We start from the raw sequence: 14,063 nt of genomic DNA, 5'->3' as shown, positions 1-14,063 counted from the left end.
TGGGCGACGCTTAACTGCGTCGCCCGGCCCCACAACTTAATTATATCAAAGAGTTAAAAATGATTGTTCGTACTCTGAAAGAATGTGAAGCATCCGGTCGCCGCGTGGTTTCGGACAACTGGGAAAGCACTCGTCTGTCGCTTGCCGAAGATGGTATGGGTTTCTCGTTCCACATCACCACCATTTATGCCGGCACCGAAACCGAGATTTGCTACGCCAACCATTTCGAGACGGTTTACTGCATCTCGGGCAATGGCGAAGTCGAAACCATTGCTGACGGCAAGAAATACAAGATCGAGCCGGGCACGGTTTACATCCTCGACAAGCATGACCGCCACTATCTGCGCGGCGGCACCGAGGACATGGTTGTTGCCTGCGCCTTCAACCCGCCGCTGAATGGCCGTGAAGTGCATGACGAGAACGGTGTCTATCCGCTCGATGGCGAAGCACTCGCAAGCTAACAATTTCTGGTCGGGCGGCACTTAACGACTGCCCGACCATTTAAAGCATATTCTTTAAAGGAAACGCCCCTAAAGGAGGCAACATGCTTTCAGCCCAGAAAAACAAGGACGCAGGGCATAGCGTTCACAAGATCGGCGGTACGTCGATGACCCAGGTTGATGCGGTCATGGACAACATTCTTGTCGGCAATCGTAAGGAAGACGAACTTTACAACCGTGTCTTTGTTGTTTCGGCATATGGCGGGTTTACCGACCTTTTGCTGGAAAACAAAAAGACCGGTGAACCGGGCGTCTATCAGCTTTACGCCGGCTCGGAAACCGATTGGGCCTGGGGCGATGCCTTGACCAAGGTCTCCGAAAAGATGTGCGCCATTAACGAAGAGATTTTTGGCGACGCGCCGGAACTGAAGCTTGCCAATGCCTTTGTACAGGAACGCATTGAAGGCACGCGCAGTTGCCTGATGGATCTTCATCGCCTGTGCAGCTTTGGTCACTTCAAGCTTGAAAAGCATCTTCTGACCGTACGTGAAATGCTGTCAGCCATTGGTGAAGCGCATAGCGCGCACAACACCATGCTGCTGCTGCGTGCCAAGGGTGTAAATGCGGTCTTTGCCGATCTTTCGGGCTGGCGTGAGCCAGAGGCCTCTACCCTTGATGGTCGTATTGGAAAGGTGTTTGATGACATCGACCTTTCCAAGCAGCTTGCCATTGCGACGGGCTATGCCCAGTGCAGCGAGGGCCTCATGAGCATCTATGGCCGTGGCTATAGTGAAGTGACCTTCTCGCGCATTGCCTGCCTGACCCAGGCGCGCGAAGCGATCATTCACAAAGAATTCCATCTGTCGAGTGCCGATCCGCGCATCGTCGGCGAAGATGCTGTGCGCCCGATTGGCCGCACCAGCTATGACGTGGCCGACCAGCTGTCGAACATGGGCATGGAAGCCATCCACCCGCGCGCAGCCAAAGGCCTTCGTCAAAACGATATTCCGCTGCGGATTGCCAATACCTTTGAACCGGAACATCCGGGCACGGTTATTGACGATCATTGGGAGCCGGAAAACAGCCGTGTTGAAATCGTGACTGGCGTTCCGACCGCGTTCGAGATTGAGGTCTTCAATCAGGATATGGTTGGTGTTCCAGGTGGCGAGGAAGCGATCCTGAACGTTCTGAAACGTTACAAGGTCCCGACCGTTACCAAGAACCTGAACGCCAATACGATTACGCATTACGTGTCGGCACCGCTCAAGCAGATCCGCCGCTGCGTTGACGAGATCGAGGCAAATCAGCCAGAGGCAACAGTTCAGACCCGTAAGGTCGCGATTGTCTCAGTGATTGGTGCCAACATCGAACAGCCGGGTCTGTTCGCCCGCGCGGTATCGATCCTTGATGATGCCGGCGTCGAACTGGTGGCCTCCCACTATCCGAGCCGCCGCGTTGATCTGCAGTTTGTTGTTGCCGAAGGCGACTTCAACAAGGCAATCGTCGCCCTGCATCGCGGCCTCGTCGAAGGCAAAAAAGAAGAAAGTGCATCATCCAAGCAAACCAAGGATGACAGCACCGAAAAACAGGAAAAGCTCAAGGCTGCATAAGCCAAAAAGGCATCCGAACATCACAGCAAAACCCGCAAGTGCCGCATTGGCCTTGCGGGTTTTGTTTTGCCTTGATCATATGCTTGTCAGTTTTGATGCAGCGCGATAGGACTTAAAGGATAAACGGGGCACACCAGCAAAACAGACGGGACATCGACATGACCACGCATAACAGCAAAGCCATCAACGAACTGCTCGACGTCATGGCAAAGCTGCGCAATCCCGATGGTGGCTGCCCGTGGGATCTCGAACAGGATTTCTCCACCATTGCCCCCTACACCATCGAAGAAGCCTACGAAGTGGCCGATGCCATTGCGGACAATGACATGCCAGAGCTTTGCAACGAGTTGGGTGATTTGCTGTTGCAGGTGGTGTTCCATGCCCAGATGGCGAAGGAAGCCGGTCATTTCGAGTTCGAAGACGTCGCCAACAGCATCGTTTCAAAAATGATCAGCCGCCATCCGCATGTATTTGGCGACGGGGATGCCACGACGACCGATGGCGTCAATCATACTTGGGAAAAGATCAAGGCGGCTGAACGCGCCCGGAAGGCCGAAGACAAAGGCCACGAACGCCACAGCGCCCTTGATGGGGTCGCAAGCGCCCTGCCCGCGTTAATGCGTGCAGAAAAACTCACCAAACGCGCCGCGCGTGTCGGGTTCGACTGGCCCAGCACCGATGAAGTCTTTGACAAACTTCACGAAGAAATCGACGAACTCAAAGCCGAAATGACTGAAAACCCGGACCCGGCCCGTTTGCAGGATGAACTTGGTGATATGTTGTTTGTGATGGCCAATCTGGCGCGCAAGATCGGTGTTGATCCCGAAGTGGCGCTTCGCGGCGCAAACCACAAGTTTACCAAACGCTTCCACTTCATCGAAGACGAACTCGCGCGCGACGGCCGCACGGCCGCGGACTCAGACTTGGCTGAAATGGATAGTCTCTGGGATTTGGCGAAGAAGACCGAACGTGGTCAGGTCTGATCACGCTCAGGTAAAGAGCGGTATCAGAATTTCATTGATTTCTGCCCACAGCTCCTCGGAGCTGGCGCACAAAAGTCCGGCCGCCGTGGCATTGGCGTTATATTCATTGTTCTTGTCGGCGGTGATATAGCGCGCATAGCCACCAGCCTCACGCACCAGCAATGTGCCCGGCGCATGATCCCAGGGTTTAAGTGTCCGATAGGCACAGAAATCAAACGCCCCACGCGCCGTTTCCTCATACTCGGCACCACAGCAGGAATAATGCGCAACATCGGCAAAGAAATCGAGATGTCCGTAATGCTTGCGGATGCGGTCACGGGCGTATGAAATCAGAAAACCTTTGGCATCAGACGCTTTGGTGATGTTGGAACGCACCGAAACCGGCTGATCCTGGTTACGCGTCCCCGACCCCAATTCTGCAACGGTTGCCGCCCCTTCAATCGGATCAACAATCCAGGCGGCGACGGTTTCACCACCAGAATAAAGGCCGACCATGCAACGGAACGGTTGTTTGTGATGGGCAAAGTTCTTGGTGCCATCCACCGGATCAATGATCCAGAACGGATCATCGCCAGCAAAGATCCGCTCCTGTAAAGTCGGGTCTTCATGGGCAGCTTCTTCGCCAAGTGCGCGGCTGCCCGGCAAAAGATCGGTCAGGCGCCGGGTCAGAACGCGTTCGGCTTCGGTATCTGCAATCGTCACCAGATCCATTGCATGGGTCTTGGTATCGATATCGGCATCATCCAACTGGCCAAAACGCGGGGCAATCTCAGCAGCCGATACTTCCCGAATGATTTCGGTCACTTTGTCCATATCGACTTTAATCGCCACGCGCTCTCTCCCTATCAAACCAGATGAATATCGAGCCCGGCCTTGGCACACCAGTCTTCGAAACGGCCAACGCGGGTCGTATCGACGCGCACCTGAACCGAAATGCCGTCGGCACCTTCGTTGCGTTTCAAAACCTCGCCCTGCTCATAAAGCCGCGCCAGTGATTTGCCATCCGAATACGGCACACAAAGCTCAAACACCGGCATATCTTCGGTCAGCCGGTCTTCAATCAGGCCAAGCAATGCATCGCAATTGGTGCCTTTGATGGCTGAAATCGCGATCGTGTTGTCATGACGCGCAGAATATTCCAAAACGGCTTGCAGTTCTTCGCCTTTGAGCTGATCAATCTTGTTCAGCGCCTCGACAAGTTCCTCGCCGTCAATCGCCTTTTTAAGCCCAAGCTCCTTAAGAACTTCAAGCACATCAAGCTTTTGCTCTTCGGTTTCAGGCGAAGCCGCATCGCGGACATGGACAATCAGGTCGGCTTCAAGAACTTCTTCAAGCGTTGCACGGAACGCCGCGACAAGATCGTGCGGCAGATCGGACACAAAACCCACGGTATCAGACAGAATAACCTTGCGACCACTTGGCAGGATCAAACCACGCATGGTTGGATCAAGCGTCGCAAACAGCATATCCTCGGCAAACACCTCGGACACAGTCAGCTGGTTAAACAACGTCGATTTACCGGCGTTGGTGTAACCGACAAGGGCCACAATCGGATACGGTACCCGACGGCGTGCTTCGCGATGAAGTTCACGCGTCCGTTTGACTTCCTCAAGCTCACGACGGAGCTTGGCAAGCTTGTCACCGATCAAACGACGGTCGATCTCGATCTGACGTTCACCGGGACCGGCAAGGAAGCCACGCCCACCACGTTGACGTTCAAGGTGGGTCCAGGTCCGGACAAGGCGCGAGCGCTGATAGCTCAGCAGTGCCAGTTGAACCTGCAAACGACCTTCACGCGTCCGCGCGCGATCAGCAAAGATTTCAAGGATCAGGCCGGTCCGGTCAATGACCTTGCATTTCCACTCGCGCTCCAGGTTACGTTGCTGGATCGGGGAAAGCTGGCCGTTGATCATCACAATGTCGGCCTCAATGGCCTTGATCTGCAGACCAAGACGTTCGGTAACGCCTTTGCCAAACAGGGTTGAAGGCCGCAATTTCGCGATGGGCACAATTTCCGCGCCCACCACTTCAAAATCAAGTGCACCCGTAAGACTGACCGCTTCTTCGAGACGCGACGATGCGTCGCGCCAAGCACCGGTCTGGTCTGCGCGTTTTAGTTCCGGGTGGAAAACTAGGACCCGGGGAGCTTCTGGCGTATCGCCGCCCCCCGAAGTCAGAGATTCTTCAGCTATTTTCTTCTTCCGTCGCAGGCTGGCTCGGATCAAACAGTTTGATCGGCGTCGTCGGCATTACCGTCGAAATCGCATGTTTGTATACGAGCTGGGTATGAGCATCGCGCCGCAGCAAAACAGAGAAATTGTCAAACCAGGTGATAATGCCCTGCAATTTGACTCCGTTGACCAGAAACACGGTAACCGGCGTTTTGTTTTTACGGCAATAATTCAGGAAGACGTCCTGAACATTCTGTGATTTTTCCGCCATCGGTTAGACCTAGCCTTCTTTTATGAGCGTTTTTTTGGTTTCGGGCGGTCAAGGAAAATGTGGAACCGTCGACTTAAAGGTCTGTCACGATTCCGGCCCCATTTTTAATGACCTCTATGAACTATAAGACTTTCGAGAAGCCTTTTACAACCCCTACAAGCGCCCCGCAATCAGCGAAATGCCAATCAGGGCTAAGAGTCGCGGAATTCTGCGTATCGCCGTGACCGGTAATTTCATCGCCAATCAGAATTGCAGTCGCCCCGACGTTGCGCGCGCACTGAATATCGACCACGCTGTCGCCAACAAACCACAGATTCTCATATTGCGGCGCCGAAGAGTCGCCCATCGCCAGATGCACCGGATCGGGTGCCGGTTTGTCCTTGGCGGCATCGGTTGCACCGACAATCTTGCCAAAAAATGGCGTCCATCCAAGGTGATCGGCTTCCTTGCGCAAGAAATCGCCGTTCTTGTTGCTGACCACCCCGATATAGGTGCCGTTATCACGCAGTGCACATAACAGATCATGCGCCCCGGCCAGCGGCATCAGGGTTTCAAGGTGAATAGACTGGAAATGACCATAAAAGCTGTCTTTGGCCTGCTCCCAGCGATCTTCACCAAACAAGATCGGAAAACTATCTCGCATCGAGCGCGCGACACGCTGCTTGGTTTGTTCAAGCGTCCATGTCTCAAGCCCGAAGTCGTCAAATGTCATGTTAAGGGCCGCCTGGATCGTTCCCCAGCTATCGACAAGGGTGTTATCCCAGTCAAAAATGACGGCCTTTGGCGGATGGGGCAATTGGTCTGACATTTGAACTTCCGGTGGCAAGATCGGGAATATATTGTATGAGGATTATAGCAACGCTTTGATTTATCAGAAGTATTCCAGACGAACAGCGAACATCTTTTCGACCTTCTTGATCTGTTCCGACCCGGCAAATACGACAATCCGGTCGTTGGCCTCGATCACGGTGGCGGCGCGCGGCATCACAACTTCGCCATCGCGCAAAATGGCCCCAAACACCACGCTTGCCGGCATCGCGATATCCTTGATCGCCTTGCCAACAATTGGTGCAGTTTCAAGTGCTTCTGCCTCAAGAACCTCGCCAAAGCCCTCTGACAAACTGTGCACGGCACGAATACGACCGCGGCGCACATGATGCAGGATGGTCGACACCGTCGTCATACGCGGACTGATCACCACATCCACGCCAAGTTCGGAAACCAGCGAGTTATAGGTGCTTTTGTTAATCAGTGTCAGCGCACGCGGGCAGCCATACCGTTTGGCCAGAAGTGATGCCAGAATGTTGGTTTCATCATCATTGGTCAGCGCAACGACCGCCTCGGCATTACCGACATTGGCTTCTTCAAGCAGTTCAGGATCAAGAACGTCACCCCGCAGAACAACGCTTTTCTTTGGCAGTTTCTGCGCGACATAGCGCGCGCGTTCCGGATCGGCTTCGACCAATCGGGTGGTCACACCCGGGAAGTTCTTGTTGATTTCCTCGGCCAGGAACAATGCGATGTTCCCGCCGCCAAAGATCACAATACGGCGCGCTTCGGGGTCTTCGTGACCAAAGGCCGACATTGCGCGATCCACCTGATCGCTCGATACAGCAAGATACACAAGGTCGCCTGCCAGCATCTGGTCGTCGCCCTTGGGATAGACCGCCTTGTCACCGCGGATCATGCCAAGGATCGAGATGTTGAGATCCGGGAAAAGCTGATGAAGCTGACGCAACGGCGTATTGATCACCGGGCAATCGTCGCTACACCGGATGCCAAGGATTTTGACCTTGTCATCGGCAAACGGGATCATGTCGAATGCACCGGGTGCCTGCAGGCGGCGTGCAACTGCGCGCGCGACTTCCATCTCGGGCGAAATCACCACATCAATCGGAAGCTTTTCACGGCCAAACAGGCTTGCCCATTCGGGCTGCAGATAAGTCTGGCTGCGGATACGGGCGATTTTGGTCGGCACGTTAAACAGGGAATGAGCCACCTGACAGGCTGTCATATTGACTTCATCGGCAAAGGTCACCGCGATCAGCATGTCGGCCTCTTCGGCACCGGCCTGTTGCAACACGTCCGGGTGCGAGCCAAAACCAATGATACCCTTGACCTCAAGCGTGTCGGAAATCTTGCGTACCAGTTCTTCGGACTGGTCGATCACGGTTACATCATTGTTTTCCGCAGCCAGATATTTGGCAATGTGGAACCCCACCTGCCCGGCGCCGCAAATGATGACCTTCATTTCGAGTTCTCCCGTTCACAACAGTCCATGATGAGTTTGGGCTTATTGCCCGTTCACACCAAGGCTTTTCAGCTTGCGATGCAAGGCTGAGCGTTCCATTCCGACAAAGCTTGCCGTTTTGGAGATATTCCCGCCAAAACGGTCGATCTGTGTCTGGAGATATTCTTTTTCAAACATCTCCCGCGCTTCGCGGAGCGGCAATGCCATGATTTCACTGGTCTTGTCAAAACTTAGCGACGTTGGCACGTCAGAAAACAGCTCTGATGGCAGCATTTTACCACTGATCAGATCAACCTTGTCATCATCATCGGGCGCCATGATCATCAATCTTTCGATGACATTGCGCAACTGGCGCACATTGCCCGGCCAATCATAGGCATGCAGGGTTGCCATTGCTTCGGGCGAGAGTTTCCGTTTCGGAAGACCCGTCGCATCGGCATAACGATCAAGGAACATTTCCGCCAACATCGGAATATCTTCCCGGCGCTGCTGCAAGGATGGCACTTCAAGTGGCACAACATTGAGGCGGTAATAAAGGTCCTGGCGGAATTTCTGTTCGGCGATGCGTTGTTCAAGGTCGCGCGCGGTCGTTGCGATAACGCGCACATCAACATTGACCGGAACCGATCCGCCAACACGTTCAAACGTCTGATCCTGCAAAACCCGGACAATCTTGCCCTGGGTTTCGAGTGGCATATCGGCCACTTCATCAAGCAACAAGGTCCCGCCATGGGCAAGTTCAAGCACACCTGTACGCGCCTCACGATCCGACGTCGCAACCGCCCCAAACAGCGATTCTTCCATGGTATCGGGAGAAATATTGGCACAGTTCAGCACGACAAACGGCGCCTCGGCACGGGCGGATTTCTGATGGATCAAGCGCGCGACAACTTCCTTGCCCGATCCGGCCGGACCATGGATCAGAATGCGGCTGCCAGTGCGCGCAACCCGTTCGGCGGACTGGCGCAAGTTGTTCAAAACGGACGATTTGCCAACAAGTTCGGTATCACCACCGGCCCGCAAAGTCAGTTCGCGGTTTTCACGACGCAGGCGCGCATCGTCAATGGCGCGTTCGACAACCATCAAAAGGCGATCAGTGTTAAACGGCTTCTCGATAAAATCATATGCGCCAATGCGCGACGCTTCGAGTGCCGTTTCAATATTGCCGTGACCGGAAATCATCACAACCGGAACTTCGCTGTGCTCGCGCTTGATCAGCTTAAGCGTCTCGATGCCATCGTGATCGCTTTCATCCATCCAGATATCAAGCACCACAAGGCTTGGCCGACGGGCTGCAACCTCTGACAGCGCGCCCTGGCTTGATCCTGCCTGACGGGTTGTATAACCCTCGTCCTCGAGGATGCCTGATATCAGAGCCCGGATATCTTCTTCATCGTCGACAATAAGAATGTCGTGCGCCATGTCGTGACCAAATCAATCTTTTTCTTGTTTCGATTTTGACAACTAAATCAATTGCCTGAGGAATGTGCGTCCGAAGCCACACTATCAATTTCGGCTTCTACAACCTTTGGGAAAGATAGCGTAATCGTAGCTCCGCTTTCAACGCCGTCGGAGAGTATAAGCTCTCCACCATGGTCTTCCATGATTTTCTTTACGATCGCCAATCCAAGACCGGTTCCCTTCGATCGGGTGGTGACATAGGGCTCGGTCAGGCGCTCGCGATGCTCTGCTGGAAGACCTTTGCCGTTATCCGACACCGCCACAAAAACGCGCTGATTGTCGGGCGACACCGCGACGGAAATCTCGATCTTGCCAGGTGGCAGTTCACCCTCTGTTGGCTTTTCACGGCCTTCAATCGCCTCTGCCGCGTTCTTGAGCGTATTGGTCAGACATTGATTGACCTGATGCGCATCACACGAAATTTGCAGATCTTCGATGCCACTGCGATCAAAATCGTAAGTGATATTGCTGTGCGCCTGTTTTTGCAGGAAGACCGCACTTTTCACCAGTTCACCGATATTTTCCAAACGCATCGTTGGCGATGGCATGCGGGCAAAGCTGGAAAACTCGTCGACCATCCGCCCGATATCGGAAACCTGTCGGATGATCGTATCGGTACAGGTCGTAAAGACTTCCTGATCATCGGTGATTTGTTTCAGATACCGGCGCTTCAAACGTTCTGCTGAGAGCTGGATCGGTGTCAGCGGGTTTTTGATTTCATGGGCGATACGGCGCGCGACATCGGCCCAGGCCGCCATACGCTGTGCGGTCTGTAGTTCGGTGACATCATCAAAGGTCACGACATAGCCAAACACCGTGCCATCATCGGCCCATTCCGCAGTCACACGCGCCATTAGTGTCAGGTTGACACCATCACGGCGAATTTCGATCTGGCGTGGCTTGCTGCGATCGCCATCACGGGCAAAATCGTCAAACAGTGGCTGAAACTCCGGAATAACGTCGGTCAGTTCCTGTGCCAGGTAATCCTCAAGATCAACGCCAAGAAGATCCGATGCACTGCGGTTTGGAAGATCAATCTTGCGTGCCGGATCAAGGCCAATCACGCCGGCGGTAACCCCGCCAAGGATGGCCTCGGTAAAGCGACGCCGTTCATCGTTCAGCCGGTTGGCTGCAATCAGTTCATTGCGCTGGGTTTCAAGCTGGGCTGTCATGCGGTTAAACGCACGACTTAACGCTTCAAGCTCATCCCCCTGCCCGTCAAGCGGCACACGGAAAGACAAATCCCCGTCGCGCACGCGTTCTGCACCGGTAATCAACTGCGACACAGGCTGGACCAAACGGGTTGCCACCATAAGCCCCAGCGTCACAGCCGCCAAAAGCAGCACAACAGAGATCAGAACGAAGATCATGACAAAGGTAATCACAATCCCCGAACGTTCACCTTCAAGACTTTCATAGGCGTCAACCGCACGCCGTGCCTTGTCGATGCGATCAAGAACATTGGGGTCGACAAAACGACCGACCAGCAAGAAGGCATCAATAAAGCTTGGGATTTTGGCGATTGCGCGGATGCGGTTATCGCTTGATCCGATCATCAGCACGACGTCTTTCTGCCGTGCTTCGTCAAAGACTTCCGGTGGGACCGAAACCTGATTGGTATCGTAGGAAAAACTGTATTCGGATTGGGCGATAATCTGACCGGAACCGTCGACCATCATCACTTCCGGCAACCCGCGCGCCAGCGCCTGATCGGTCAGAAAGTTCGAAATGCGGTCCGGACTGGTCGAGAAATTGACGCCGAAACGCTGCAAGTCACTGGTGGTTGCCAAGGCATCCGCGCGTATCAGTTCCTGGTGTTCGCGCAAATAGGCATCTGCAATCACCATACTTTCTTGAACGGCGGTTCTGATGCGGTCACTAAACCAGCCCTGAATACCGAAATGCAGGAAAAGTGCCGAGAATATCGCAACAACAATCGCTGGCGTCACCGCCACCAGCGAAAACATCAGAACCATACGGGTATGAAGCTTGGCCCCGGCAACGCCGCGCCGGCGTTCCACCCAGATCTGGACAAGCTTGCGCGCCACGAGCGTCGCTAACAGCAACACCAACACGAGGTCGATGTTTAGCAGCAACAAAATCAGGCGCGGGTCAGGCCGGAATGGCGCCGTCCCCGTCATCGCCAGATAGGTCGCCGTTACCGAAACAAGGGCAGCCGTAACCAATCCGAACGCAAAACGCCGTGACTGTCCCAGCCGCCCCAGAAACCGTACAAAGCCCGACCGCAAGAACCGGTTGGAGATCGAACGGTCGGTATTATTCATTTCGTGCCCCTGACGACTTCCAGTCCAAGATCACGGATTTTCTTGCGCAACGTATTGCGGTTAAGGCCAAGAACCTCTGCGGCCTTGACCTGATTGCCCCGCGTTGCTTCCAGCGTCACATTCAAAAGCGGACGCTCCATTTCCCGCAAAATGCGATCATAGAGGCCGTTGGCAGGCAGATCGTCATCATGGGCATCAAAATATTCGCGAACATGGCGTTCGATGGATTCTGAAAGCGACTGTGGTTCTGCAGTCGGTGCGGCTTCGCTGATATTGTTCTCGGAGAACTCGGTCTCGATGACATCGACACCGATAACATCATGCGAATAAAGTGCCGTCAGGCGCCGCACCATGTTTTCAAGTTCGCGGATGTTCCCCGGCCAGCGGTGCGCTTTTAGGCGCGCCATCGCCTCGGACGACAGCGTCTTGCGCGGAAGACCCTCTTCACTGGCCTGCATCAGGAAGTGATTGACCAGTTCCGGAATATCTTCCAGCCGTTCACGCAGCGATGGCAGGCGGATCGGCACGACATTCAGGCGATAGAACAAATCTTCACGGAACGTGCCTTCACGGATCAGCTTGCGCAAATCACGGTGGGTGGCCGCAACAATGCGCACATTGACCCGAATGGGCGTACGCCCACCAACGCGGGTGTACTCACCTTCCTGCAATACGCGCAGCAAGCGGGTCTGGGCTTCAAGCGGCATGTCGCCGATTTCATCAAGAAACAGCGTCCCGCCCTCGGCCTGTTCAAACCGGCCAACCTTGCGTTCGTTTGCACCGGTAAAGGCGCCTTTTTCGTGGCCGAACAGTTCGCTTTCAATCAGTTCGCGCGGGATGGCGGCCATGTTGATGGCTACAAACGGACCATGACGGCGTCCGCCATATTCATGCAGTGCGCGCGCAACCAGTTCCTTGCCCGTACCGCTTTCCCCGGTCACCATCACCGTCAGGTCGGTATTCATCAAACGCGCCAGCGCACGATAAATTTCCTGCATCGCCGGCGAACGGCCGATCAGTGGCAGGCGATCATCGCCCTCCTCATCCTCGGACTTACCGGTTTCATTTGCCTGCGGCGTCTCAAGTGCACGATCAACAATCCCCATCAACTCATTAAGATCAAATGGTTTTGGAAGATATTCAAACGCGCCGCGCTGGGCGGCCTTGACCGCCGTCATCAGCGTATTCTGAGCACTCATGACAATAACGCGGAGGTCCGGGCGCAGCTTGCGAATGCGCGGCACCATATCCAACCCGTTCTCGTCAGGCATCATCACATCGGTAATCACCAGATCGCCATCCCCATCGGCGATCCAGTCCCAAAGTGTGCGGCCATGACCAGTACTGCGGACTTCGTGTCCCTGACGCGACAATGCCTGCGTCAGGACAGTGCGAATGGCCCGATCATCGTCGGCAACCAGAATTCTCGCAGGGCTCGTACTCATGCGGTTTCTTCCCTGTTATTGATTATGATCGGATCAGCGGCCCCCTCGGCCAATGCCCGATTGTAAATTGGCAGCATGATTTGAAACTCTGCACCTCCCCCGGGCACATCTTTCACTTCAATCACACCGCCATGGTCATTGATAATTTTCGCAACCAGCGCAAGGCCAAGTCCCGATCCGGTCGGTTTTGTCGTCACAAACGGGTCAAACAGGCTTTCACGCATGTCTTGCGGAATACCCGGCCCGTTATCACGCACCGACACCACCAGCGGCAGGTGAACACGTGCATCACCGCCGGCCACGGCAAGGCGGATACCATGCTGATAGCGGGTCGAAATGGTAATAACCCCATCCTTTGGATCGACGGCCTCACCGGCATTCTTGATCAGGTTCAAGAACACCTGAACAAGCTGATCCCGATTGCCAAATACCGGCGGCAACGACGGATCGTAGATTTCTTCGAATGTCAGGTTCTTGGCAAAGCCGTTTTCGGCCAGACGACGTACATGCTCCAGAACCGTATGGATGTTGACAGCGCCACGCTCCAGCGGCTTGTCAGAGAAAATCTCCATCCGGTCAACGAGTTCGACAATGCGGTCGGCTTCATCACAAATCAGGCGTGTCAGCACACGATCATCTTCGTTGCTGGTTTGCTCAAGCAATTGCGCGGCACCACGAATCCCCGAAAGCGGGTTCTTGATTTCATGTGCCAGAATGGCAGCCATGGCACTGACAGAGCGTGCAGAATTTCGGCTCAGCAACTGGTTGTCGATCTTTTGCGCGATAGACCGCGGCTCAAAGGTCAGAACCGCACAATCGCTGTCATCAGGCATTGAGCCAACCGTCAGATTGACCGTGTGTTTGCCGATTTTGGGGCTTTCGATCAGAAGATTATGATCGGCAACCAGGGTTGCTTCATCAACGGCCTGTCTGACCAGGGAAAAAACAGGGCTGTCCTGTGGGATGAAATCCGTCAGGTCACTGCGGCACAACACGGCGGCACTGGTGTTAAACAGTTGCTCGGTGGCCTGATTGACGAACTTGATTTTGCCATCCCGGTTGGCCACAACAACAGCACTCGCAATCGCGTTCAGAACGCCGGTCGGGTCGACCCCATTGCCTTTTCCAAATCCCAGTCTCATGCAT

The 14,063-nt window shown here is 54.5% G+C and carries 12 protein-coding genes; 3 read left to right on the top strand and 9 right to left on the bottom strand.

Going from position 1 to position 14,063, the window contains the following annotated elements:
* Positions 1-59 precede the first annotated feature (59 nt).
* From AUQ41_RS17400 to mazG, 3 genes are all read left to right on the top strand, one after another.
* Positions 60-461: an ectoine synthase gene (locus AUQ41_RS17400; protein ID WP_008891076.1), complete on the top strand. Its 402-nt coding sequence runs from the start codon at positions 60-62 to the stop codon at positions 459-461.
* A gap of 83 nt (positions 462-544) precedes the next feature.
* Entirely contained in the window at positions 545-2,050 is a 1,506-nt protein-coding gene (locus tag AUQ41_RS17395; RefSeq protein WP_063089486.1) for an aspartate kinase, read from the top strand.
* Positions 2,051-2,208: 158 nt separating this feature from the next.
* Positions 2,209-3,033, top strand: a complete 825-nt coding sequence (gene mazG / locus AUQ41_RS17390; RefSeq protein WP_063089485.1) for a nucleoside triphosphate pyrophosphohydrolase — start codon at positions 2,209-2,211, stop codon at positions 3,031-3,033.
* A gap of 6 nt (positions 3,034-3,039) precedes the next feature.
* On the opposite strand, the gene AUQ41_RS17385 is transcribed toward mazG, so the two are convergent.
* The 9 genes from AUQ41_RS17385 to AUQ41_RS17345 all read right to left on the bottom strand — a co-directional run bounded on the left by AUQ41_RS17385 (position 3,040) and on the right by AUQ41_RS17345 (position 14,059).
* The gene (locus AUQ41_RS17385) at positions 3,040-3,864 is read right to left on the bottom strand and encodes an inositol monophosphatase (RefSeq protein ID WP_083952779.1); all 825 of its coding nucleotides are present in this window, start codon (positions 3,862-3,864) and stop codon (positions 3,040-3,042) included.
* 14 nt (positions 3,865-3,878) lie between these two features.
* The gene (hflX, locus tag AUQ41_RS17380) at positions 3,879-5,225 is read right to left on the bottom strand and encodes a GTPase HflX (RefSeq protein WP_369813539.1); all 1,347 of its coding nucleotides are present in this window, start codon (positions 5,223-5,225) and stop codon (positions 3,879-3,881) included.
* A complete protein-coding gene (gene hfq, locus AUQ41_RS17375; RefSeq protein ID WP_008891082.1) occupies positions 5,218-5,475 on the bottom strand; it encodes an RNA chaperone Hfq in 258 nt (85 codons plus the stop codon). Before hfq ends, hflX begins: the two co-directional genes overlap by 8 nt.
* Positions 5,476-5,596: 121 nt before the next feature.
* Positions 5,597-6,283 (bottom strand): HAD family hydrolase, encoded by a 687-nt coding sequence (locus tag AUQ41_RS17370; RefSeq protein WP_063089483.1) that lies wholly within the window; start codon positions 6,281-6,283, stop codon positions 5,597-5,599.
* Between the two features lie 63 nt (positions 6,284-6,346).
* A complete protein-coding gene (trkA, locus tag AUQ41_RS17365) occupies positions 6,347-7,726 on the bottom strand; it encodes a Trk system potassium transporter TrkA (RefSeq protein WP_008891084.1) in 1,380 nt (459 codons plus the stop codon).
* A gap of 42 nt (positions 7,727-7,768) precedes the next feature.
* Positions 7,769-9,148 carry a sigma-54 dependent transcriptional regulator gene (locus AUQ41_RS17360; protein ID WP_008891085.1) on the bottom strand — a complete coding sequence of 460 codons (1,380 nt, stop codon included), beginning with the start codon at positions 9,146-9,148 and terminating at the stop codon, positions 7,769-7,771.
* Between the two features lie 47 nt (positions 9,149-9,195).
* Entirely contained in the window at positions 9,196-11,472 is a 2,277-nt protein-coding gene (locus tag AUQ41_RS17355; RefSeq protein ID WP_063089482.1) for a PAS domain-containing sensor histidine kinase, read from the bottom strand.
* Entirely contained in the window at positions 11,469-12,917 is a 1,449-nt protein-coding gene (gene ntrC, locus AUQ41_RS17350; RefSeq protein ID WP_008891087.1) for a nitrogen regulation protein NR(I), read from the bottom strand. Before ntrC ends, AUQ41_RS17355 begins: the two co-directional genes overlap by 4 nt.
* Entirely contained in the window at positions 12,914-14,059 is a 1,146-nt protein-coding gene (locus AUQ41_RS17345) for a nitrogen regulation protein NR(II) (protein WP_063089480.1), read from the bottom strand. The genes ntrC and AUQ41_RS17345 overlap by 4 nt, the downstream gene beginning before the upstream one ends.
* Positions 14,060-14,063 lie beyond the last annotated feature (4 nt).

The organism is Thalassospira sp. MCCC 1A02898 (genome assembly GCF_001618185.1).
Taxonomy (GTDB): domain Bacteria; phylum Pseudomonadota; class Alphaproteobacteria; order Rhodospirillales; family Thalassospiraceae; genus Thalassospira; species Thalassospira tepidiphila.
Note: the sequence above shows the minus strand (reverse complement) of the source record. Positions and strands in the feature narration are given on the sequence as shown.